Consider the following 22,540-nt stretch of genomic DNA (forward strand, 5'->3'; position numbering starts at 1 on the left):
CAGCGGCCCGACGCTCAGCCGCCCCGACGCCCAGACGCCCAGACGCCCAGACGCCCAGACGCCCAGACGCCCAGATTTTCAGCCATGCCACCGCGCGCGCTCGGCGCCGTCGGCGCCCACGTCCCGCTCCAGGGTGCGCCCGCCGACGGTGAGCGGCGGCGGGACCACCTCGAGAGTCCCGGCCCCGGAGGCCACCTGCCGGAGCGGCACCGGGAGCGCGGCGACCTCGCCCGACGGGGCGGGCAGGGCCAACAGCGTCCGCGCCGCGCCCAGCAGGCTCGCCCGCACGGTGACCGCACGACCGCGGGCCAGCGCGTCGAGCACGTGCGCGGCCAGGAGGTGCCCGGTGGCGTGGTCGAGGGCCTGCACCGGCAGCGCCCCCGGGCGCTCCTCGCTCCCGCAGCGCACCGCGATGCCGGTGGCGGCCTGCACGATCGAGTCGAAGCCCGCGCGCCCGCCCCAGGGGCCGTGCGTGCCCCAGGCGGAGAGCACGCCGAGCACGGAGTGCGGGGCGAGCTCCTCGAGGTCCGCGGGGCCGAGCCCGTGCCGGTCCAGGGCGCCGGGCCGGTAGCCGGTGAGGATCACGTCCGCCTCGGCGGCGAGGCGGCGCAGCCGCGCCCGCGCCTCCTCGCGGCGAAGGTCGAGCAGCGCCGACCGCACCCCCATCCCGGTGGAGAGGTGCTGATCGAGCAGCTCGGGCCGGTGCGGCGGGCCGAGGCGCAGCACCTCGGCGCCCAGGCAGGCGAGCAGCTGCGTGCAGGTGGGGCCCGCGATCACCCGGGTGAGGTCCAGCACCCGCACCCCCGCCAGCAGCTCTGCGTCCCCGCCGGCCGAGGGGTCCCCGGCCGAGGAGTCCCCGGCCGACGACTCGCCCGGCACGGTCCGTCGCCCCGCGGCCCCGGGGACCGCCGGCGGCAGCATGCCGCGCTCCCCTCGGTCCACGAGCCCCGCCCAGGGCTCCTGCGCCGTGGCGCGGGCGTGGGGGTGTGCGCGCCACTGCGCCTCGTCGCGCACGGCCGCGGCGATCCCGCCGGCGGCGACCACCCGCTCCTCGACGTCGGCGGCGTCCCACCGGGCGATCGCCCGTTCCAGACCGGCCCGGTCCTCGACGTCCAGCACCGCGCGGAGCACCGCGGCGTGGTGGGGGTAGTTGCCGTGCAGGCGCACCCAGCCGTCGCGGGCGGCGACGAATCCCGAGAGCCCGCCCCAGGGCTGTGCGGGCCTGCCGTCGATCCGCAGGTGGTCGATCGCGGCGAAGGAGGCGGCGATCAGCGCGGGAGAGGTCTCGATCTCGACCTCGAGGTCGCGCGCGGCGGCCACGGCGCGGGCGGCGTCGCGCACCCGCTGCACGGCGTCCCGGGCGAGCGCCTCGGCGTCGAGCGCACCGCCCCACCAGCGCTGCTGCGGTGCGGGCATGGGCTCCTCCTGGGGGCGGGGACGTGCTCGAGCCTAGCGCCCGGCCCGCTCGCCCCCGGATGCACGCACGGCCCCCGACCAGAGCGGTCGGGGGCCGTGCGGGCACGTGATCCGCGGAGCGATGCTCCGCGCCGGATCAGCGCTTGGAGTACTGCGGCGCCTTGCGGGCCTTCTTGAGGCCTGCCTTCTTGCGCTCGATGATGCGGTCGTCACGACGCAGGAAGCCGGCCTTCTTCAGGGTCGGACGGTTGTTCTCCTCGTCGATCTGGTTCAGCGCACGCGACACGCCGAGGCGCACCGCACCGGCCTGGCCGGACGGGCCGCCGCCGGTGAGGCGCACGATCACGTCGAAGCGGCCCTGGAGGTCGAGGACCGTGAACGGGTCGTTGATCTCCTGCTGGTGCAGCTTGTTCGGGAAGTAGTCCTCGATGGTGCGGCCGTTGATGGTCCACTGGCCGGAGCCGGGGATCAGGCGCACGCGGGCGATGGCGCGCTTGCGGCGGCCGGTGCCGTAGCCGGGCGCGGTCGCGGACTGACCGGCGCCCACGGCGGCCTCGCCGGTGGACTCGGTGGTGTAGCTCTCCGGGGCGGACTCGTCGGTCACGGCCTCGAGGGTCTCGGGGGTGGTCTCAGTCACGGTTCTCCTTGATTGTTCCGTGCGGCAGGGCGGAGTGGCGGGAGCCCCCGCTTACTGCGCCACCTGATCGATGGTGAAGGGGACAGGCTGCTGAGCGGCGTGGGGGTGCTCGGCACCCGAGTACACCTTGAGCTTCTTCAGCTGCTGATCAGCCAGCTTGTTCTTAGGGAGCATGCCGCGGATGGCCTTCTCCACCGCACGCTCCGGGTTCTTCTCGAGCAGCTCGGAGTAGGGGATGCCGCGGAGACCGCCGGGGTAGCCGGAATGGCGGTAGGCGAGCTTCGCCTCCCGCTTGTTGCCGGTCAGGGCGACCTTGTCAGCGTTGATGATGATCACGAAGTCGCCTGCATCCACGTGGGGTGCGAAGACCGGCTTGTGCTTTCCCCGCAGCAGCTGGGCAGCCTGGGAAGCGAGCCGGCCGAGGACGACATCCGTTGCGTCGATGACGTACCAGGAACGCTCGACATCGCCGGGCTTCGGGGTGAACGTACGCACTCGTGCCTTCTTCTCTCGTCGGAGTGCCCGTCGAGCGGTCTGCTCGCGGGCACAGTTCGATGGACCGTGGACACGCTTCCTCGGAAAAAGCATGACCTGATTCGTCGAGCCCGTCCCGTTCCGCCTACGACGCGGCGACGGTCCTGGGTGCGGGTGAGACCCCTCCTCGCGCCAGAGGTTGCTCAGGCAGCGGAGTCGGGCACGCACCGAGGCACGACGACGGCTCAGGCTATCCGCTCGCACTGGCCAGGGTCAACGCGGCGGCGGGCTCCGCCGACGTGGCCTCGCCCACGTCGGCGCCGGCGCGAGCGCGGGGGCACCGACGCACGCGGCGTCCTGGACTCCCGGCGGGTCGGGAGCGGCGCAGGGCCCGGACGCCGGGAGGGGACGGGGTCAGGGCCCCTCGGCCGGCAGCGGACTGCGCAGGGTGCGGGTGCGGGCGGCCCAGGCGGCGAGCTCCTCGTCCGGAGGATAGGCGACGTGGTCGAGGGTGAGCCCCTGCGGCGGGCACAGCGGCGCGGCGCCGGCGCCGTCGCGGGTGGAGGCCTCCCGGGTGCGGGCGGCGAGCACCTCGGCGGGCCAGCTCTCCGGGCGGCGCCCCTCCCCCACACCCAGCAGGGCGCCCACCAGGGAGCGCACCATGTGGTGGCAGAAGGCGTCGGCGACGACGGTCGCGACGATCAGGCCCTCGTCGGCCCGCCCCTCCCCGGGCCGCTCCCACCGCAGCTCGCGCAGCTCGCGCACCGTGGTCGCACCCTCGCGCGGGCGGCAGAAGGAGAGGAAGTCGTGCTCGCCGAGCAGGGGCGCGCTGGCGCGCGCCATCGCCTCGACGTCCAGCGGCCGACGGTGCCGCAGCACGTCCCGCCGCAGCGGGTCGTGGGCGGCGGGGCCGTCCGAGATGCGGTAGCGGTAGCGGCGCCACTGCGCGCCGAAGCGGGCGTCGAAGTCCGCGGGCACCTCCCGGGCCACGTGGACCACCACGTCCTCCGGCAGCACGCCGGCCAGACGGCTGACCAGCGCCTCGACGGGAGCGCGGTCCGAGCGGCCGGGGAGGGTGGCGAGCACGCTGCGCGGCAGATCGAGGTGGCACACCTGGCCCCGCGCGTGCACGCCCGCGTCGGTGCGCCCGGCGACGGTGACCCGGGAGGGGACGCGGGCGATGCGCCCCAGCGCCTTCTCCAGCTCGCCCTGGACGGTGCGCTGGCCGGGCTGGGCGGCCCAGCCGTGGAAGTCGGTGCCGTCGTAGGAGAGGTCCAGGCGCAGCCGGGCGGTGTCGGGGTGATGCTCGGACATGCGCTCGATCGTAACGGCAGGCCGCTCCTCGCCGGATCCCGCCGGCGGACCCCGCAAAGGGATCCCCGGGGGCCTCGGAGAGACCTCGGAGAGACCTCGCCGGCGGACCCTGCTGCCGGATCCCCCGCGCGGGTGCCACGCGGGGTCTCCCGGGCCGGTGGCCGCACTGCGGTCAGCTCGGCGGCGCCGCGGCGCGCTCTGTACGCTGGCCCGCGTGAAGATCCTCGTCCTCGGCTCCGGAGGCCGCGAGCACGCGATCACCCGTCGCCTCGCCGCCGACCGCCCCGCCCCCGAGCTGCACGTCGCCCCCGGCAACCCCGGGATCGCGCAGCTCGCCACCTGCCACGACGTCTCCGTCGCGGACCTCGACGGCCAGGTGCGCCTGGCCGAGGAGCTGCGCCCGGACCTGGTGGTGATCGGTCCCGAGGCGCCCCTGGTCGCGGGCGCCGCGGATCGCCTGCGCGCGGCGGGGTTCGACGTGTTCGGACCGTCGGCGGAGGCGGCGCGCCTGGAGGGCTCGAAGTCCTGGGCCAAGGAGATCATGGCCGCGGCCGGGGTGCCCACCGCCGCCTCGGTCACGGTGACGGACCCGGCCGAGCTCGCCGCCGGCCTGGACCGGGTGAACCCGCTGGGCGACGTGCCCTTCGTGGTGAAGGCCGACGGCCTCGCGGCCGGCAAGGGCGTGGTGGTCACCGAGGACCGCGCCGCCGCGGTCGCGCACGCCGAGTCGGTGCTGGAGGCGGGCGGCCAGGTGGTGCTCGAGGAGTACCTCGACGGCCCCGAGGTGTCGCTGTTCTGCGTGAGCGACGGCACCCGCGTGGTGCCGCTCGCCCCCGCCCAGGACTTCAAGCGCGCGCTGGACGACGACCAGGGCCCGAACACGGGCGGCATGGGCGCCTACTCCCCCCTCCCCTGGGCCCCCGAGGGCCTCGTCGAGGACGTGGTGGAGACGGTGGCACGGCCCACGATCGCCGAGCTCGCCGACCGTGGCATCCCCTTCGTGGGCATCCTCTACTGCGGCCTCGCCCTCACCTCCCGCGGGCTGCGGGTGGTGGAGTTCAATGCCCGCTTCGGCGATCCCGAGACCCAGGTGGTGCTCGAGCGCCTCGACACCCCGTTCGCGCCGCTGCTGCGGGCCGCGGCCCGCGGAGAGCTGGCCGAGAAGTCCGACGGCTCTGCGCTGCGCTGGAGCGAGGACGCCGTGGTCACCGTGGTGGTGGCGTCCGCCGGCTATCCGGCCTCCGCCCGCACCGGCGATCCGCTCACCGGGATCGAGGCGTGCGAGGAGCGCGGCGCCCACGTGATCCACGCCGGCACCGCCGAGGTGGACGGGGCGCTGGTGAGCGCCGGCGGCCGGGTCCTGTCCGTGGTGGCCCGCGGCACGGACCTCGAGCAGGCCCGCACCCGAGCGCTCGAGGCCGCCGAGCAGATCGTGCTCGAGGGCAGCCAGCATCGCACCGACATCGCCCGCCGCGCCGCCGCGGACGCCCGGGCCGCCGCCGAGGAGGCGCACCAGTGACCACCGCCACCGCACCGCTGATCGAGGCCCCGCAGCTGCCGGGCTGGGACCACGTGGTCTCCGGCAAGGTCCGGGAGCTGTACGTCCCGGCGGGCGTGGAGCCCTCGTCGGCCGAGGAGGTGCTGGTGGTCGCGACCGACCGCATCAGCGCCTACGACCACTCCCTGCAGCCCGGCATCCCGGACAAGGGCCGCCTGCTCACGGGCATCAGCCTGTTCTGGTTCGACCAGCTGGCGGACATCGTCCCCCACCACGTGCTCTCCGGTGACGACGTGCCCGAGGCCGTGGCAGGGCGCGCCCTGCGCTGCCGCGGCCTGGACATGGTGGCGCTGGAGTGCATCGCCCGCGGGCACCTCACCGGCTCGGGCCTGGCCGACTACCGCGCCGGCGGGTCCGTGGGCGGGCACGTGCTGCCGGCGGGTCTCGTGGAGGCCTCCCGCCTGGAGCCGGCGATCTTCACCCCGTCCACGAAGGCGGGACCCGGCGAGCACGACGAGAACATCACCGTGGCCCAGGCCCGGGAGCTGCTGGGCGAGGAGCTCACCGCGCAGCTCGAATCCCTCACCCTGGCGGTGTTCGAGCGGGCGCGGCGGATCGCGGCCGAGCGCGGCATCATCCTCGCGGACACCAAGCTCGAGTTCGGCCGCTCCCGCGTGGACGGGACGCTGATGCTCGGCGACGAGGTGCTCACCCCCGATTCCAGCCGGTTCTGGTCCGCGGACGAGCACGTGCCCGGCCGCACCCCGCCCAGCCTGGACAAGCAGTTCGTGCGGGACTGGCTCACCTCCGCCGCCTCCGGCTGGTCGAAGGGCTCCGCCCTGCCGCCGCCGGTGCTGCCGGACGAGGTCGTCGCCCAGACCCGCGCCCGCTACGTGGAGGCCTACGAGCGCCTCACCGGCGAGAGCTTCTGACTCGGCCGGCTGGGTCCCGGCCAGGCCGAGCCCGGGCCGACGGGGCCCGAGCCGGCTGAGGCCGGGCCGACCGCGCCCGGGCCTGCGGCGCCCGGACCGACGGTTCAAGACAGAAGCAGCACCAGCACCACCGTGGCCACGACTCCGGCGGCGAGCACGGCGTCCCCCGCACCCAGCGGCACCGGTCGCCACACCGTCCGCGGCCCCTCGCCGAGCCCGCGGGACTCCAGCGCGAAGGCGATCCGCTCCGCGCTGCGCACCGCGTCCACCAGCAGCGCGAAGGCACAGCGCAGCAGGTGGCGGGGCCGCAGGGCGGCCACGTCCCCCTGCGCGGTGAGCGGCAGACGCACTCGGTGGGCGCGTGTGATCGTGCGCCACCGCCGCGGCAGGTCGTCCAGCAGCCGGCGCCCGGCGAGCAGGGCATAGGCGTACCGGGCGGGCAGGTGCGCGTGCTGCTGCAGGGAGATCATCGTGCGGCGCGGGTCGGAGGCACGCAGCACGATCACCGCACCGAGGCCGATCACCAGCACCCGCAGCGCGAGCGCCGTGCCCAGCACGATGCCCTCCTCGGTGACTCGCACCGGCAGCTCCGGCCAGGGCTCGTGCCCGGGCCGGCTGAGCACGTTGACCGCGAACACCCCGCCGGCGAAGACCACGAAGGGCAGCTGGGCACGCGCCAGGGCGAGCGGGCCCAGGCGACAGCCGAGCATCGCGCCCGCGCCCAGCAGCAGGTACAGGATCAGCAGCGGCACCGGATCGGTGAGCGCGATGCCCACCACGCTGAGGCCCGTGAGCAGCCCCAGCAGCACGGCGGGGCTGCGCCGAGCGAGCCAGGGATGCGCCGTCGACGCCGGCGCGGCGCCGCGGGCCGACGAGGTCGCCGGCGTGACGCCGCGGGCCGACGGGGTCGTCGGCGCGGTGGCGGCGGCTCTCCCCCCGTCGTCCGCCCCGCCCTGGTCCGGCCCTTCGGGACCCGCCGTTCCCCGTCCCGGGCCGGGGAGCAGTCCGGCGCGCTGCATGAGCACCCGGTCCTGCTGCAGGTCGGCGGGCGGCATCGGACCGTGCAGGTGCCCGTCGGCGATCACCACCACCGCATCGGCGACAGCCACCGAGTGCAGATCGTGCGTGGTCATGACCACGCCGCGTCCGGCATCGGCCGCCTCGCGCAGCAGGGCGAGGACAGCGGCCTGCCCGGCCCGGTCCAGGCCGTAGCCGGGCTCGTCGGCCAGCAGCACCGGTCGCCGGCCCAGCAGCACCGCCGCGAGCGAGAGGCGGCGCTGCTGGCCGCCGGAGAGCGCGAAGGGGCTCTGCGGCGCCTGATCCAGGAGGTCCAGTCGCTCCAGCATCGCCGTCGCCTGTGTGCTCGTGGCGCCGGAGGCCTCGAGCTCCCCCTGCACGGTGTCGGCGATGAACTGCGCCTCCGGCCGCTGGAAGACCAGTGCGGCGGCGGCCCCCTCGACGGTGCCCCGCTGCGGGGCGTCGAGACGGGACATCGCCCCGAGCAGCGTGGACTTCCCGGCGCCGTTGCGGCCGACCACGGCCAGCAGCCGGCCCGCGCGCACCTCGAGGTCCACGCCGGCCAGCACCGTGCGGCCCTCATGACCGAGATCCGCCCCGGCCACGGCGAGAAGGCTCGTCCCGTCGCCCGGCGGTGCGGTCACGGGCACCGCTGATCCCGGCGGTGCGGCGCGGGGAGCAGGGACCCGCGCGGCGGGCGGCGTCGGACCCGGCTCGGCGGAGGCGGCGTCCTGGTCGAGCCGCTCCTCGATCTCGCGGGGCAGCCAGCACCCGGCCTCCCGCAGCGCGGCGCCGTGACGCGCGAGCACCTGGGCCGTCGGCCCGTCGGCGAGCACGCGCCCGGAGCCGTCGAGCGCCAGGGTGCGGGACGGCAGTGCAGCGATCCCCCGCTCCCCGGCCCAGTCGTCCAGCCGGTGCTCGACCAGCATCACCGCCACGTCGCCGTCGGCCACGGCGGCGGCGACCGCGTCCCGCACGGCGCGCACGCCGTCGGCGTCCAGCATGGCGGTGGGCTCGTCGAGCAGCAGCAGCCGGGGGCGCGCCACCGCCGCTGCGGCGAGACCGGCCCGCTGCAGCTGGCCGCCGGAGAGCGTCGCGGCGCTGCGCTCGGCGAGCGCGGCCACCCCGGCGCGGTCGAGGGCCGCGCGCACCCGCGCGCCGATCTCCCCGGGCGGCACGCAGCGGCTCTCGAGCGGCAGCGCGACGTCGTCCGCGACCTGCGGGAGGCAGACCCCGTCGGCCGGGTCCTGGCCCAGCATGCCCACCACCTCGGCGGTGGCACGCACCCCCTCGGCGACCGGGTCGATCCCGCCCACCCGCAGCGAGCCGGTGACCCGGCCGCGGCGGTGCGAGGGGACGGCCCCGGCGAGGGTGCGCAGCAGGGTGGACTTGCCGCTGCCGCTGGGGCCGAGCACCAGCACCTGCTCCCCGGGCGCGACGGTGCCCGTCCACGGCCCCACGCCGTCCCCCGAGGGCAGCACCACCTCGAGGTCCCTCGCCTCGACGAGGGGCGGAGGGACGGGCCCGGTGGACGGGGCGGCCGCTCGTCCGGCTACCGCTCGTCCGGCGGCCGCACGTCCGGTGGCCGCCGCGGGCAGGGCGCGGGCCTCAGCGGACACGGCGCTGCGGAATCCCGTCGTCCCCGTGCCCCGTGCCGTCACCGGCGCCCGGCCCCGCGGCCTCCTGCGCCGCAGCGGCACCGATGGCGAAGTTCGCGAGCACGCCGGTGCGCTCCAGCGCCCGCACGATCACCTTCGCGAGCAGTCCGCCCAGCACGATCCCGGAGACCACCTGCATCCCCAGTCGCAGGGTGAGCAGATCCTGCCCGTACCAGCCCATCCGGTACGCGGTCCAGAAGAACACCAGGCCCGCGCCGAGCGCGCCGGAGGCGGCGAACACGCCCCAGCCGAAGCGGCGGTAGCGGGTGAGCGCGAAGGGGATCTCGCTGCCCAGGCCCTGCAGCGCCGCCGAGAGCACCAGGAGCGGCCCCACGGGACTGCCGAGGAACACCACCTCGATCACCGCGGCGAGCAGCTCGGCGAGGATCCCCACGCCGGGGCGGCGCAGGATCGCCAGCGCGATGGGGGCCACCAGCAGCCAGGAGCCGAACAGGACGTGCTGAGCGAGGTCCCCGGCGGGGCCCATCGCGATCGCGAGGCCGTTCCAGGCCTGCACGAACACCCAGTACAGGAAGCCGAACACCACACCCAGCACCACCACCAGCACGATCTCGCGCAGGCTCAGTCGGGGGCGGCGCGTCGTGGGCGAGGCCGTGTGCGGTGCGGGGGCCGGGGCGGGGGCGCCGCCGGCGGGGCCTCGGTCGGGGGCGGGTCGGAGGTCGCTCATCGGGTGCCCTCCTCGATCTCGCGCACCTCGTGGGAGGGGCTGTTCAGGGAGAGCGTGAGGTGGCTGGTGACGTGCTGGACGCTGCGCCCCACCAGCAGCCATCCCGCCACGGCGGTGGCGATCACCTCGCCGACGTCCCCCTCGAGGCGGGTCGCGAAGTGCTCGGAGCCGCGGAAGGTGCCGAGCTCCCGGGCGTGGTCGATGGCGGCGTGGATGTCGCGCATGTGGTCGGGGGCGGTGCCGTCGGCGGCGACCTGATCGGCGAGCGGGTACAGCGACCACTCCGCGGAGGCGAAGCGGCCGGTGCGGCGCGGGGCGGGCACCTCGGTGGCGCGCGGCCCGGCGCCTGCGGGCAGCGCGCACGCCACCTCGCCGGGGCAGCCGCGGGACAGGGTCACGGTGAGGGCGGCGTGGTGCTCGGTGCGGGCGAGGTCCTCGGCGAGGTCGATGAGGACGCGCTGCAGGTGCACCTCGTGGCCGCCGAAGTAGGTGGAGACGTCACCGGTCTCGCGCACCAGGCCGGTGGTGTCGAGGCGGGAGAGGATGTCCACCAGCACTCGGGCGTAGTCCTCGGACATCACGGCGGCGGTGACGCGCGCACCCACCCCGAAGCCGAGTGGCGTGGCGGTGGGGTCCGCGGGCGCGGTGGGGTGGAGCGGGGGTGCAGGGGTGCCGGCAGGGGTGGGTGTCACGGGGTCCATGCCTTCCTCAGCGGGCACGGACGCGAGACGACGGTCGCCTGGCGGAGCTTCCTGCGCCGGCATGATCCGGGTCAGGTTCTACGGTCGGAGTTGGAGAACTCCCTCTCAGCCCGGCTCACCGGACTCCCGTGCACGCCGCTCAGCCTAGTCCGTCGGCGGGGATCTCGACGACGCCGCCCTCGGGCCAGTCCCGCACCTCGGTGCCCTCGGGGGCGAGGTTCGTCGACTGCCGCAGGTAGATCGGGCGGCCGGCGTCGCTGACGATCGCGTCGTGCACCGGCAGTGCGAGGCGCGGGCCGACGGCGCGGAGGAAGTCGATGGTCTCGGCCATCTTCGACCAGGGGGCGGTGACCGCGACCGCGAGCGCGTCGATGCCGTGGAAGGCGGGGACCGGTTCGAGGGAGTCCCCGGTGATGCCCAGTCGGGGCCCGTCGCCGGCGGCGAGCACCAGGCCGCAGTTGCCCACGCGGGGGATGTCCGGGTGGATGATCGCGTGCCGGCCGCCGACCGCCTCGATCCGCACCGGCGGTGCGTCCGCGGCGGCGGGCAGCTCGTGCACGTCCCCGGCGGCGAGCGGCATCAGGTGCGCGGAGGGGATCGCGGCGGCGCCGTCGGCGGCCTCGGCCAGCAGCGCGGCGGTCTCCGGCTCGGCGATCACCGCGGCCTCCGGGGCGTGTGCGCGCACCTCGTCGAGCAGGCCGCGGTCGAGGTGATCGGGGTGCTGGTGGGTGACCAGCACGGCGTCGATCCCGGCGAGCACGTCCCCGCCGAGGGCGCGCACGGCCTCGCCGCTGAAGCTTCCCGGGTCGATGAGCAGGCGCCTGCCGGCGGTCTCCACCAGCAGGCAGGAGTGGACGAGGTGGCGGATCTTCATCGGGACCTCCCGGGAGTGCGCGACGGTGTCCCTCCGAACCTATCGCCGTGGGCGGCCCGGTGCCCAGGCCCGCGGTGGGCGCGGCCGCGCCGCACGGCCGCGGCTCGGTAGCATGGGGGCGTCGTCCTCACCCGTCAGGACCGCATCCCGCGTCCCCCGTCCCCAGGAGAGCCCCCATGCCACGAGTCGTGGTCCACGTCATGCCCAAGCCGGAGATCCTCGACCCGCAGGGCAAGGCCGTCGCCGCCGCGCTCCCCCGCCTCGGCTTCGAGGGCATCGCCTCGGTGCGCCAGGGCAAGCGGTTCGAGCTCGAGGTCGAGGGCGAGGTCACCGAGACGGTGCTCGCCTCCCTCCGCGAGGCGGCGGAGACCCTGCTGTCCAACCCGGTGATCGAGGACGTCGTCGCGATCGACGTCGAGGACGCGGCCGAGGGGAAGGCGCAGGCCTGATGCGGATCGGTGTGGTGACCTTCCCGGGCACGCTCGACGACCGGGACGCGCTGCGCGCGGTGCGGCTCGGCGGCGCCGAGCCGGTGGCGCTGTGGCACGGCGACGACGATCTGCACGGCGTCGACGCGGTGGTGCTGCCCGGCGGCTTCTCCTACGGCGACTACCTGCGGGCCGGGGCGATCAGCCGCTTCGCGCCGGTCATGGAGAAGGTGGTCGACGCCGCGCAGGGCGGCATGCCGGTGCTGGGCATCTGCAACGGCTTCCAGGTGCTGTGCGAGACGCACCTGCTGCCCGGCGCGATGATCAAGAACGCGCACCGCGCGTTCATCTGCCGCGACCAGCCGCTGCGGGTGGAGAACGTGCGCACCGCCTGGACCGCCGACTACCAGGCCGACCAGGTGATCCGGATCCCGCTGAAGAACCAGGACGGCCAGTACGTGGCCGACGAGCGCACCCTCGCCCAGCTCGAGGAGGAGGGCCGCGTGGTGTTCCGCTACGCCGCCGGGGCCACGCACGGCCCGGCCGGCTTCGAGCAGAACCCCAACGGCTCCCGCCACGACATCGCCGGCATCACCAACGCCGCCGGGAACGTGGTGGGCCTGATGCCGCACCCGGAGCACGCGGTCGAGGCCGGCTTCGGCCCGGACGAGCCGGGCGCGGGCACCCGCACCGGCACCGACGGCCTGGGCATGTTCACCTCGGTGCTGCGCAGCCTGGTGGCCTGAGCGGCCGGGCGCCGGGCGCTGCCCCTCGCGCACGCGTGCCGCGCACGGCCTACCGCGCACTGAACAGCCCGCTCACGAACCACCTCCGACGAGGACCTGGTTCGTGAGCGGGCTGTTGCGTCGCAGGCAGCCGTGCGGGCGGCGGTGGCAGCGTCGTACGGCGCTGCGCCGTGGGCGGGCGGGGGTCAGCGGGTGGCGCTGAGCACCGTGAAGCGGCGGTCGCGGGCGCGCTGGCGCACTGCGCCGACGCGGGACTCCAGCTCGGGCCGGTAGCGCAGGTGGGAGTTGTGCACGAACCACAGCTGTCCTCCGGGGCGCAGCACCCGGGCGGCGGCGTCGAGCAGGCCCTGCACGAGCGTCGCGTCCACGGCGGTGCCGTCGTGGAAGGGCGGGTTCAGCAGCACCAGGTCGGCGCTGCCGTCGGCGTGCTGTGCGAGCGACTCCTCCCAGCTCACCTCCACCCCGTCGCGGTCCAGCCCGGAAGCGGCGAGGGTCGCACGGGTCGAGACGACCGCCTCGGCGTCGTCGTCGCTGCCCCTCACATGGGCCTCCGGGAACGCGGCGGCGAGGTACGCGGTGAGCAGCCCGTTGCCGCAGCCGAGGTCCACGGCCCGCTCCGCGGGGATCTCCCCGGCCACCAGCGCCTCGTCGAGTGCGCCGAGCAGCAGGAGCGAGCCGGCGTCGGCCCGGGCCCCGCCGAACACACCGCCGACCCCGCGCAGCGCGAGGGAGCGCTCCTCGCCGTGCACGGCGACGTGCACCTCGTCCGCGGCCGGCGCGGCGGGTTCGACGTCCGGCCGCGGCTCCGAGGCGAGCAGTGCGCGGGACTTGCCGAGCCCGCGCGATCCGTGCACCTCGGCGAAGGCGGTGGCGAGGACGTCGTTCTGCGAGCGGGTCATGTGCTTCACCCGGCCGCCGGCGATGAGCGTGAGATCCGACCGCCCGCTGCGCGCGGCGAGAGCGGCGAGGCGCCGGGCGAGGTCCTCGAGCGCGGCGAGGGACTTCGGCAGTCGGGCGAGGACCAGGTGCGCCTCGGCCCCTGCGGCGAACTCCTCGAGCGGGGCGGGCTCGGTGCCCGTGGGGAGCACGAGTCGCCCGTCGGCGAGCGCCTCGGGCAGCTGCGCGGCGAGCGCAGCCGTCTCCGCGCGCGAGGTGCTCCAGGAGAGCACCCGCGCCTCGGGATGCTCGGCGACGAGCTCAAGCGCGGCGGCGGTGAGCGCGCCGGTGGTGTCGCCGACGACGAGCAGGTCGCAGGGGCAGCCGGTCCCGCCCTCCTCCTCGGCGGCGCGCAGGATCACCCGCTCGGTCTGGTCGAGGGCGGGAATGCCGGGGACGGGCGAGGGATCGGCGATGCTCACAGGAACCTTCTGTCGGGGTCGGGACGGGTCGGGACGGGTCGGGACGGGTGGGGTGCGGAGGGACAGGAGAGACGGCGGGCGGAGCAGGCGTGGGCCGCCGCCGGTGGGCCTCGGGGCGTCCGCTCAGGCGGGCAGTCCGCGCCGGCCGCGGGGGCGCAGGCGTCCGTGCGGCAAGGCCGGGGCCGGCAACGCCGCGGGGGTGTGCGGGGCGAAGGGGCCGAACTGCTCGGCGTCCTCCGCCAGTCCCCCGCGCTCCCGGACGACCTCCGCGATCGGGGCCTGCGCCAGAGCCGGCTCGGCGCCGATCTCGGCCTGGTAGCGGGCGCGGAAGGCGGCGATCTCCTCGTGGGTGCGGCCCACGAAGTTCCACCACATCACGATGTCCTCGCCCAGGGGCTCCCCGCCGAGCAGCACGGCCCGCAGGTCCTCCTCGTCGGTCACCGTGATCTCGAGGTGGTCCGCCCCGTCGGGCAGCACCACCAGCTCGCGCGGAGAAACCTCGCACGCCCGCTCCCCCGCCCGGAGCCCGGCCGTTCCGCGGTCCACGAGCAGGCCGTGCTCGTGCCCGGGATCCAGGTGGAGCCGCAGCGTGCTCCCGGCGCGCACCTCGAGCTGGGCCATGCCGAGCGCGGTATCGGTGACCACGGGGCTGTGGTCCTCGAGCAGATCACCCTCCCCGTCCACGGCGTGCAGCGTGCCCAGGCCCACGCGGGCACGGGCGGTGCCGGTGGCGACCTCGGCCGGGGTGTGGACGCTGAACTCCCGGTCGCGGAACCGGGCACGGTCCGGGAGGGCGTACCAGAGCTGGACGCCGTGGAGCACCGTGGTGTCGAGCGTGGAGAACTCGGAGTGGGTGATGCCGGCGCCGGCGACCATGAGGTCCACGTCGCCGGGCCGCACCAGGGCGTGGCTGCCCAGCGAGTCGCGATGCGTGATCGCGCCCTCGAACAGCCACGACACGGTCGCGAGGCCGGTGTGGGGGTGGCGGGCCACGCGCATCCCGTCGGTCGCGGAGACGTCGTCGGGACCGAAGTGGTCCACGAAGCACCAGGCGCCGATCAGGGAGGTGCGCCGGGCGGGCAGCGTGCGGTGCACGGTCATGCCGCGCGGACCGCCCAGGGGGACCTCGCGCGGCGCCAGCGGCACGAAGTCCTCGAAGGTGGTCATGGTCCGAGTCTAGGCTCGGCCCTGCGCCGTGCACAGACGCGGTGCACATACTCTGGGCACATGCCGAGGCCCGCTCCGCCCGCCGTCCGCCTGCTCGACTCCGCGATCGTCGCCGGGACAGTGCCCGGCGGGATCGTCGCGCACGGGCGGGATCCCGAGCCCGTGGCCCGCGGTGCCGCCGCTCCGGGCGGGGCGCCGTTCCCGGTCGACGCGATCGTGCGCATCCAGTCGATGACCAAGGTGCTCACGGCGGTGGCGGCGCTGCGCCTGGTGGAGCGGGGCGCGCTCGCGCTGGACGCCCCCGTCGGGCGCTGGCTGCCCGAGCTCGCCGCACCGTACGCGCTCCCCCGTCCCGACGCCCCGCTCGAGGCCGCCGTCCCGTGCCGCACCCCGATCACACTGCGCCACCTGCTGACCTGCACCTCCGGGCTGGGGATCGCGACCGCCGACGGGCCGCTGCGCGAGGCGATGGCGGCGGCCGGGCTCGAGGGCGGCCCGGCGCCGTGGAGCCTCGGGGCCGACGAGTGGCTCGCCGCTCTCGGTGCGCTGCCGCTGGCGGGCGAGCCCGGGACGGTGTGGCGGTATCACCACTCCTTCGGCGTGCTGGGGATCCTGCTCTCCCGCGTGACCGGCGGGCCGCTCGATGCGCACCTGCGCGCCGATCTCCTGGACCCCCTGGGGATGGTGGACACCGGGACATTCGTGCCCGCAGGGCAGCGGCACCGACTGCCGCCCGCGTTCTCGGTGGAGGACGGCGAGCTCGTGGAGGCCGAGCCCGCGGCGGGCGGTCCGCACGTGGGCGAGCCCGCTCAGGACGTCTCCCACGGCGAGCTGGTCTCCACCGCCGCGGACTACCTGCGCTTCCTGCGCGCGCTGCGGGACGGGGAGCTGCTCGAGGCCGCGCACCTCGCGCTGCTCACCGCCGATCAGGTGCCCGCCGAGGTCAAGCGGCCGGATTCCTTCTACCCCGGGTTCTGGGACGGCACGGGCTGGGGGTTCGGCACCAGCGTGGTGACCGGGGGTGCGCATCGCGGCCGCTGGGGCTGGTCGGGAGGATTCGGCACGGATTTCTTCGTGGACGGTGACGGGACGATCGGGCTGCTGCTCACGCAGGTGGAGATCGGTGAGCACCTGATGCCGCTGCTCGAGGCGTTCCAGGACCTGCCGGCGCCGACGCGCTGAGAGCAGACGCCAGGCGGAGAGCGGACGGCGGGCTGAGAGCGCACGGCGGGGTGGCTCGCTCCGCGGCGGGCCCACCGCCGCTCTCAGTCCCCGCGCGCCTCGAGCTCGGCGATCAGACGCGCCGGCGCGACGGTGCGGTACGACTCCTCGACCAGCTCCGCGAGCTCGGCGTCGTCGGTGCGGTCGTCGAGGTCGATCCCCAGCCACCCCGACGGACCGAGATACGCGGGCACGAAGCTGCGCGCGTCCTCGGCGAGCGCGGCCCGCTCCGCAGCGGGCAGGTGCACCAGCACCGACCGCGGATGCTGCTCCCAGGCGCCGTCGACCTTGCGCGCTCCGCCGTAGTAGCAGGGCACCTTCACGGTGTGGAAGGCGGGCCGGCCATGACTGACCTTCTCCTCCGCCCCCGGCAGTGCGAGCGCGATCGTGCGGACCCGCTCGAGCACCGGATCGTCGTCGTCGAACATCTGCGGATGCGGCATGGGGCGATCCTCCCCCGATTCCTGCGCGAGGACCACGCCCCGCCGCGACATGATGCGATGGAGGGATGGATTCTCTGCCCTTCGTGCTCCTGCTCCTCGTGGCCCTGGTCGACGCCGGCATCGGGCTCTGGTTCCTCCGCCAGGGCCTCGCGGCGGGTGCGAGGTCCGCTCAGGGCCGCCCCCGGGTGATGCTCGCCGGGTCGATGATGCTCGGCGCGGTCCTCATCGCCGCCCTCGCCTTCTTCCTCTTCCCGCCGTTCGGCTGACGGCCGCGGCAGCGCTCCGTCGCTGCCGGGCCGTCACTGCCCTGCCGACACTGACGCGCCGCCACCGCCGAGCCGTCACTGCCGCGCAATCGCCGCCGGGCCGGCTCGGCGGGTTCGGCACGGCGGGATCGTCACTGCCAGGTCGCGGTGTCCGGGTCCACACCGTGGGTACGGGCGTTCTCCTCGATGACGGTGCGCAGCCAGGCTCCGAGACCCTCGGCCCGCTGGTCGTAGTGGGCGGCGAAGCGCGGATCCTCGGTGTACATCCGTGCGAGGACCACCTGCATCGCGTGCGTGCAGTCGTAGTGCCTCGCGATCGTGGCGCGATGGCGCTCCGCCAGCACGTTCGCCTCCTCGCTGCCGGGGACGACGCCGCCGGCCAGCGCCGCGGCGAGCGCGGTCTCGACGTCGTCGACCTCGTCCTTCAGGGCCTGCCACCCGGCGGCGTCCCGGCCTCGCGCCCGGGCGGCGGACTGCGCCCAGACCTCGCTGTCGCCCCAGCGCTCGCGGGCCTCGTCCTGCCAGGCGGGGTCCCAGTCGGTGCCGAAGATGCGAGCCTGCTCCTCCACGCTGATCCCGATGCCCGGGGTGTCGGTGCTGTCCGTGGGGCCCTGGGTGGTGGGTGGTGTCGTGTCCATGGTGGTCCTCTCGATCATCTCGTCGACGGCGCGTGCCGTCCTCTCCAGTCGGCGGATCCTCTCGGTGAGGAGGGTCCGCTGGCGGCGCAGGTGCTCGCGGGGGTCGACCGAGGGATCGTCGAGGATCCGCCCGATCTCCGCGAGCGCCAGACCGAGCTCTCGATAGACCAGGACCCGGTGGATCCGGGCCACGTCCTGCGCGTCGTACAGCCGGTAGCCGGACCAGGTGCGGCCGCCGGGGCGCACCAGGCCGATCGCGTCCCAGTGGTGCAGGGTGCGCACGCTGACGCCGACCAGTTCGGCGACGCGCCCCACGGTGAGCTCCTCAGGTGCTGTCGGGGGCGCTGTCCCCGGTGCTGTCCGGGGTGCTGTGTCTGGTGCTGTCTCGGTCATGTGGACCACCTTCCGGCCTCACGTCGCGTGAGGGTCAAGCCCATCCTCCGCCCTCCCCGGACCGCCCGCACCCGGACGACGCGCACCCGGACTGCGCGCACCTGGACCGCGCGCATCCGGACGTCCGTAGGCTGAGCCCATGGCATTCCCTCTCCTGGTCGACTGCGACACCGGCATCGACGACGCTCTCGCCCTCGCCTATCTCGCCTGTCGCCAGGACGTGGACGTGGTGGGCCTCGTCTCCAGCGGCGGGAACGTCCCCGCCGCGACCGTGCACCGAAATAACCTCGCGCTCACGGGCATGCTCGGCCTGGACGCGCCGGTGGCGCTGGGGGCGGATCGCCCGCTGGTGGAGCCGCCGATATTCGCCGACGACACCCACGGCCCTCACGGTCTGGGCCATGCGCAGGTGCCGGCGCCCGCTCGCGACGAGGATCCGCGCTCGGGGGCGCAGCTGTGGGTGGACCTGGCGCGGGAGCGGCCCGGCGAGCTGGTGGGCCTGGTGCTGGGCCCGCACACGAATCTCGCGCTGGCGCTGGAGATCGAGCCGGAGCTGCCGCGGCTGCTGCGCCGCCTGCACGTGATGGGCGGGGCGATCCACCACCGCGGCAACACGGGGCCGACGAGCGAGTGGAACATCGCGGTGGATCCCGAGGCGGCGCAGCAGGTGCTGGCCTCGTTCTCGGCGGCGCCGCGACGTCCGGTGCTGGGCGCGCTGCAGGCCACGGAGGCGATCGTGTTCCGGGCCCCGGAGCTGGACCGGCTCGAACACCTGGCCAGGCGGTCCGTGCACCCGGTCGCGCGGATCCTCGCGGACGCGGTGCGCTTCTACTTCGAGTTCCATGAGGCCGACGGTTTCGGCTGGACGGCGCACGTGCACGACCCGCTGGTCACCGCGCACGCGGTCACCGGGGACTTCGCCGGCACCCGCCCGTTGGCCGTGGACGTCGAGCTGGCGGGCACCCTCACCCGGGGGCAGACCGTGGGCGACGAGCTGGGTCGCTGGGGCCGGGAGCCGAACGTCGATCTGCTCACCGAGGTGGCGGCCGAGGAGTTCGTCGAGCATCTGCTGGCGACCTTCGAGGCCGGCCTGGACTGACTCGGCGCCGCCGGCGGCACGTCTCGCCGTCGCCTCAGCCCCGTGCGCTGCGCGGCGGCCGCCGTCGGGGTGCGGGAAGGACGCACCGCGCGACGACGTCGGCCCTCCACGTCGGGCCGCGGCCGTGCTGTCGCCCGGCGCGGCGGGGCCGACATCCGATGCGGCGGGGCTGACATGCGGTGCGGCGGGGCGGTCGTCGGGGAGGTCCTGCGCGGCCGAATCGACCTGCGCGAGGGCATGCCGGAGAGCGTCGACGAGGGTGTGGCCGGGCGGGGGTTCGGGAGTGGGCACCAGTTCTGGTGCGGGGGCAGGTGTCGGATCCGCTGCCGGCCCCTCGTCCCGTGCGGCCACTGCCGGTTCGGGCTCCTGCGCCGCCCGGCGTGCGGCGCGGCGTGCGGCGCGGCGGGCCGCCGTGCCGAGCGGATCGAAGTTCACGCCGCCGCGCCGTCGAACCTGTCCGTAGCGGGAGCGCCATTCCACGGTGCGTCGCACGCCGTCCTCGTCGGTGAGCACGCGTGCGCTCTCGCCGGCGAGCTCCTTCTGGTTGTCGGCGGCGCACAGCCCGTTGCCGTTCTCGAGCGTTGTCCTCCCGCCCTCGGACCAGGGCACGATGTGGTCGATCTGTCTGATGCTCGCCTCGCAGTGCGGGGCCCGGCAGGTCTGGTGGGCGAGGCGGAGCTGGCGTGCCATCCCTGCCGGGAACTCCCGGGCACGGGACTCCACGGCGGTGAGCTGGCCGTCCTCCATGTCCACGTAGAGCCGCCTCAGGGTGAGGGCGAGCTCGTCGTCGCCCGCGCCGTCGAGTGCGCGCAGCATCTCCTCGCGCACGTGGTCGTAGGGCACGCCGCCGAATCCCTCGACGGTGGCGGAGTCCGCGTGGCGTGGTGCCAGCAGCGACCGGTCGGTGATGAGCACGCCGATGTCGAGGGTGGACGGGTCCACGCCGTTCCCGCGCCCGATCAGGGCGTCGGCGAACAGGTCCGCCATGATCTGCTGATGACCGCGCCGGTCCCCGCCCGCTCGCGCCTTCTCCGCGGCGACCGAGAGGCCCTTGCGGATCCGTGCGCCGTCGATCCCGCTCACATGGGCGGTGAGCGTGGCCATGCCGTACCGGCCCCGGCGCACCGTCACCGAGCGCTCGCGGCGGGCCTTCTGATGGCGTGCGGCGGCGCCCTCGGGATCCAGCGCGTGCAGCACCCGCTCGGCTTCGTCGCCCCACTGCTGGGGCCCGCAGGCCTCGAGATGGGCGAGGTGGGCGGTGAGCACGGCGTCCACCTGGCGGCGCTGCTCCGGCGTGGCGGGCGCCATCACCCGCCCCACGGTGTGGCTCGAGGCCGGGACCATCCTCCCCTGCGCGAGGGCCGTGAGCATCCCGGGCATCGAGGCGACCAGGCGGCGGCTGGAGGACATCGTCTGCCCGGCGGCGGAGGTGGAGCGCCTCAGCACCGCGGAGGCCTCGGCCCGCGCCACCGCCCGGGCCTGCCGACGCGTCTCGCCCCGGGCGAGGCTGTCCGCCTGCACCGCGGCCTCGAGATGCACGAGTGCACGGGGGCCTGCACCGCCGCCACGGCGCCGGTCACCTTCTCCAGCTCGTCCAGCAGTGCGATCGCCTGCTGCGGGGAGAGCTCCTCCAGGGACGACGACGCCCCGTGGGCGCCCAGCTGTGCGAGAGCGGCGCGCGTCGGCGCGATGTCCACGCCGCCCACGGAGACGCCCTCCGGGCCGACGACCAGAGCGCCCGCCGCAGGCTCCCCGCCAGCGGCCCCGGCGTTCGTGCGCGCGGTGCCGGGCGCCCGACGCCCGTCACCGGCCTCCGGGCGCTCGGGGCGCTCCTCGCACGACTCGAAATTCATATCTCGATCTTCTCATGCCGCACCGATAAAGGGAAGGCAAAACACAGAACTACTCCCCAGTAATTCACGATTGTAAAAACCGGGACAGTGGGGAGAACCAGTCATTGTGGATAACAGCGCATCGGGGAGGGTCGATCATTGTGGATAACGGTGCATTGGGGAGGATCAGCCATTGTGGATGACCATTCAATGGGGAGCGCCGGGCGCTGCGGATGGCCACTCTCAGGAGGGTGGGTCCGCCGCGCATGACCATCCCCGGACGACCAGTCCGCCGCGCACGGCCAGCATCCGGGAGGCCACTCCCCCGCATGCGCCAGGACTCCATATGGCCGCGCCGGCGCGGCCGACCAGGATTCGGGAGGGCACACAGATGCCGGAGGATCTCGCTTCGGAGAGGGTTCAGAAATGTGGATGACTATCATCGGGGGAGGGATACTCCCGCCGCGCGCACATCGTGCCGAATACGCCGAGATCGGTGGTCGACCCACTCCCACAGGGTCACGATGGATTATTCGTCGCTCTCCCTCTCGACAGACGATCACCCGGACGACGAACCGGCGGCACCCCTCCCCTCCGGGAGGCGTGCCGCCGGTCGCGAGGTGCGGAGCCCGCGGTGACTCTCAGCCGTCGAGCATCGTCACCTGCACCTCGAAGCAGCGCCGCGCGGGCTTCTCGCCGCGGGCGGCACGCCACCCCACGCAGTGCACGGCGCTCCGGCCACGCTCTGCGCCGCGACCGCGCTCTGCGCCCGACGAGCTCCGCACACCGGGCTCGTCCGCATAGGCGACGAGGACGCTGCCGGGCAGAGTCACCGGGGCGTCGAAGGTGACGTCCCAGCGCAGCGGGCGCGAGAGGTCCACGCGCGACTCGGTGAAGGCGCGCGAGGCGGTGTACATCCCGTGCGCGATGGCTCGCGGGAAGCCGAACGCCTTCGCGGAGACGGCGGAGAGGTGGATCGGGTTGACGTCCCCGGAGACCGCCGCGTACCGGCGGCCGGTGTCCGCCCCGAGGTGCCACCGCCCCGTCGGCCGCGGGGGCACGAAGTCCGCGCGGGCGCGGGAGCCGCCGGACGCCGTCGGCGCCGTTCCCGAGGCCTCGCCGGCGGAGGGCTCCGCCCCGCCGCGCACCAGGTAGGTGGAGACGTCGGTGGCGATGATCTCGCCGTCCTCGCCGAGGATGGTGGAGACCGCCTCGAAGGTGCGCCCCTTGCGATGCGGTCGCAGGTCCCGCACCCGGCACTCGACGTCCACCAGCTCGCCCACCCGCACCGGCCGGTGCTGCAGCACCTGGTTGCGCAGGTGCACCAGGCCCAGCAGCGGGAAGGGAAAGTCGCGCCGGGCCATCAGCGCGAGCGAGACCGGGAAAGCGAGCACGTGGAGCACCCCCGGGTGCACCAGATCGGTGGCGGGCCCGCCCATCAGGTGGTCGAAGTCGCGGGCGCGCTCGGCGTCGATCCGCACGCCGCGCACCCGGTAGGCGATCCGGGGCAGCACCGGGCCGCGCCGGTCCGTGCGCGAGGTCCCACGGGCAGTGCCGCGGGCAGCACCGCCGGTGCCTCCCGTCGCGCCGCCGCGGGAGCCGCGCCGGCCGCCGAGCGCCGAGCGGGGGTCGAGCGCGGCGGCGTAGATCGCGGGGAAGGAGGGGACGTCAGAGAGGTCCTTGACCGTCTCCTCCGCCCCGTCGCCCTGCGGGTCCCGTGTGGTGTGCGTGGTCATGGCG

20 protein-coding genes, 1 pseudogene and 1 riboswitch are annotated in these 22,540 nt (G+C 75.2%); of the genes and pseudogenes, 7 read left to right on the forward strand and 14 right to left on the reverse strand.

The features are described 5' to 3' along the window. Positions 1 to 78: 78 nt before the first annotated feature. The 4 genes from DWV08_RS09115 to truA all read right to left on the reverse strand — a co-directional run bounded on the left by DWV08_RS09115 (position 79) and on the right by truA (position 3,841). Positions 79 to 1,416, reverse strand: coding sequence for a CoA transferase (locus DWV08_RS09115; protein ID WP_115413498.1), 1,338 nt, complete (start codon positions 1,414 to 1,416; stop codon positions 79 to 81). Between the two features lie 136 nt (positions 1,417 to 1,552). Next, complete coding sequence (rpsI, locus tag DWV08_RS09120) at positions 1,553 to 2,053, reverse strand: 30S ribosomal protein S9 (protein ID WP_115413499.1); 501 nt, start codon at positions 2,051 to 2,053, stop codon at positions 1,553 to 1,555. 51 nt (positions 2,054 to 2,104) lie between these two features. Continuing rightward, the gene (gene rplM, locus DWV08_RS09125; RefSeq protein WP_115413500.1) at positions 2,105 to 2,548 is read right to left on the reverse strand and encodes a 50S ribosomal protein L13; all 444 of its coding nucleotides are present in this window, start codon (positions 2,546 to 2,548) and stop codon (positions 2,105 to 2,107) included. A 393-nt stretch (positions 2,549 to 2,941) separates the two neighbouring features. Next, positions 2,942 to 3,841 (reverse strand): tRNA pseudouridine(38-40) synthase TruA, encoded by a 900-nt coding sequence (gene truA, locus DWV08_RS09130; protein ID WP_115413501.1) that lies wholly within the window; start codon positions 3,839 to 3,841, stop codon positions 2,942 to 2,944. Positions 3,842 to 4,055: 214 nt separating this feature from the next. Here truA and purD point away from each other — a divergent pair, with 214 nt between their 5' ends. Both purD and DWV08_RS09140 read left to right on the forward strand, forming a co-directional pair. Beyond that, entirely contained in the window at positions 4,056 to 5,360 is a 1,305-nt protein-coding gene (purD, locus tag DWV08_RS09135; RefSeq protein ID WP_115413502.1) for a phosphoribosylamine--glycine ligase, read from the forward strand. Next, the gene (locus DWV08_RS09140; RefSeq protein WP_115413503.1) at positions 5,357 to 6,271 is read left to right on the forward strand and encodes a phosphoribosylaminoimidazolesuccinocarboxamide synthase; all 915 of its coding nucleotides are present in this window, start codon (positions 5,357 to 5,359) and stop codon (positions 6,269 to 6,271) included. Before purD ends, DWV08_RS09140 begins: the two co-directional genes overlap by 4 nt. A 104-nt stretch (positions 6,272 to 6,375) precedes the next feature. Here DWV08_RS09140 and DWV08_RS09145 read toward each other — a convergent pair whose 3' ends face one another. The 4 genes from DWV08_RS09145 to DWV08_RS09160 form a co-directional block, all read right to left on the reverse strand. Beyond that, positions 6,376 to 8,772, reverse strand: a complete 2,397-nt coding sequence (locus tag DWV08_RS09145) for an ATP-binding cassette domain-containing protein (protein WP_241237201.1) — start codon at positions 8,770 to 8,772, stop codon at positions 6,376 to 6,378. Positions 8,773 to 8,896: 124 nt separating this feature from the next. Continuing rightward, positions 8,897 to 9,634 (reverse strand): ECF transporter S component, encoded by a 738-nt coding sequence (locus tag DWV08_RS09150; RefSeq protein WP_241237202.1) that lies wholly within the window; start codon positions 9,632 to 9,634, stop codon positions 8,897 to 8,899. Beyond that, entirely contained in the window at positions 9,631 to 10,335 is a 705-nt protein-coding gene (locus DWV08_RS17285; protein ID WP_115413504.1) for a YkoF family thiamine/hydroxymethylpyrimidine-binding protein, read from the reverse strand. The genes DWV08_RS09150 and DWV08_RS17285 overlap by 4 nt, the downstream gene beginning before the upstream one ends. A gap of 31 nt (positions 10,336 to 10,366) precedes the next feature. Further along, positions 10,367 to 10,475: riboswitch (TPP riboswitch) on the reverse strand. Further along, a complete protein-coding gene (locus DWV08_RS09160; RefSeq protein ID WP_115413505.1) occupies positions 10,475 to 11,209 on the reverse strand; it encodes an MBL fold metallo-hydrolase in 735 nt (244 codons plus the stop codon). It overlaps the preceding riboswitch by 1 nt. Positions 11,210 to 11,385: 176 nt before the next feature. Between DWV08_RS09160 and purS the strand changes: the two genes are divergently transcribed. Both purS and purQ read left to right on the forward strand, forming a co-directional pair. Next, on the forward strand, positions 11,386 to 11,658 hold the full coding sequence (gene purS, locus DWV08_RS09165; RefSeq protein WP_115413506.1) for a phosphoribosylformylglycinamidine synthase subunit PurS: 273 nt from the start codon (positions 11,386 to 11,388) through the stop codon (positions 11,656 to 11,658). Further along, a complete protein-coding gene (gene purQ / locus DWV08_RS09170; RefSeq protein ID WP_115413507.1) occupies positions 11,658 to 12,383 on the forward strand; it encodes a phosphoribosylformylglycinamidine synthase subunit PurQ in 726 nt (241 codons plus the stop codon). The genes purS and purQ overlap by 1 nt, the downstream gene beginning before the upstream one ends. Positions 12,384 to 12,568: 185 nt before the next feature. Here the strand turns inward: purQ and DWV08_RS09175 are convergent, their stop codons facing one another. Both DWV08_RS09175 and DWV08_RS09180 read right to left on the reverse strand, forming a co-directional pair. After that, positions 12,569 to 13,741: a class I SAM-dependent methyltransferase gene (locus DWV08_RS09175; RefSeq protein WP_115413508.1), complete on the reverse strand. Its 1,173-nt coding sequence runs from the start codon at positions 13,739 to 13,741 to the stop codon at positions 12,569 to 12,571. Between the two features lie 123 nt (positions 13,742 to 13,864). Next, positions 13,865 to 14,908: a pirin family protein gene (locus tag DWV08_RS09180; RefSeq protein ID WP_115413509.1), complete on the reverse strand. Its 1,044-nt coding sequence runs from the start codon at positions 14,906 to 14,908 to the stop codon at positions 13,865 to 13,867. A 60-nt stretch (positions 14,909 to 14,968) separates the two neighbouring features. Between DWV08_RS09180 and DWV08_RS09185 the strand changes: the two genes are divergently transcribed. After that, the gene (locus tag DWV08_RS09185) at positions 14,969 to 16,090 is read left to right on the forward strand and encodes a serine hydrolase domain-containing protein (protein WP_115413510.1); all 1,122 of its coding nucleotides are present in this window, start codon (positions 14,969 to 14,971) and stop codon (positions 16,088 to 16,090) included. Positions 16,091 to 16,173: 83 nt separating this feature from the next. Here DWV08_RS09185 and DWV08_RS09190 read toward each other — a convergent pair whose 3' ends face one another. Next, complete coding sequence (locus DWV08_RS09190) at positions 16,174 to 16,572, reverse strand: MmcQ/YjbR family DNA-binding protein (RefSeq protein ID WP_115413511.1); 399 nt, start codon at positions 16,570 to 16,572, stop codon at positions 16,174 to 16,176. A 65-nt stretch (positions 16,573 to 16,637) separates the two neighbouring features. Between DWV08_RS09190 and DWV08_RS09195 the strand changes: the two genes are divergently transcribed. Continuing rightward, on the forward strand, positions 16,638 to 16,838 hold the full coding sequence (locus DWV08_RS09195) for a hypothetical protein (protein WP_115413512.1): 201 nt from the start codon (positions 16,638 to 16,640) through the stop codon (positions 16,836 to 16,838). Positions 16,839 to 16,969: 131 nt separating this feature from the next. Here DWV08_RS09195 and DWV08_RS09200 read toward each other — a convergent pair whose 3' ends face one another. Further along, positions 16,970 to 17,791 carry a MerR family transcriptional regulator gene (locus DWV08_RS09200; protein WP_241237203.1) on the reverse strand — a complete coding sequence of 274 codons (822 nt, stop codon included), beginning with the start codon at positions 17,789 to 17,791 and terminating at the stop codon, positions 16,970 to 16,972. 217 nt (positions 17,792 to 18,008) lie between these two features. Here DWV08_RS09200 and DWV08_RS09205 point away from each other — a divergent pair, with 217 nt between their 5' ends. Continuing rightward, entirely contained in the window at positions 18,009 to 18,968 is a 960-nt protein-coding gene (locus DWV08_RS09205; RefSeq protein ID WP_115413514.1) for a nucleoside hydrolase, read from the forward strand. Positions 18,969 to 19,547: 579 nt separating this feature from the next. Here the strand turns inward: DWV08_RS09205 and DWV08_RS17425 are convergent. Together DWV08_RS17425 and DWV08_RS09215 are read right to left on the reverse strand one after the other, a co-directional pair. Continuing rightward, positions 19,548 to 20,378, reverse strand: a pseudogene (locus tag DWV08_RS17425) (DUF222 domain-containing protein); the annotation flags it as partial. 1,063 nt (positions 20,379 to 21,441) lie between these two features. Beyond that, positions 21,442 to 22,536 (reverse strand): MaoC/PaaZ C-terminal domain-containing protein, encoded by a 1,095-nt coding sequence (locus tag DWV08_RS09215; protein WP_115413515.1) that lies wholly within the window; start codon positions 22,534 to 22,536, stop codon positions 21,442 to 21,444. Positions 22,537 to 22,540 lie beyond the last annotated feature (4 nt).

This window comes from Brachybacterium saurashtrense (assembly GCF_003355475.1).
Taxonomy (GTDB): Bacteria; Actinomycetota; Actinomycetes; order Actinomycetales; family Dermabacteraceae; genus Brachybacterium; species Brachybacterium saurashtrense.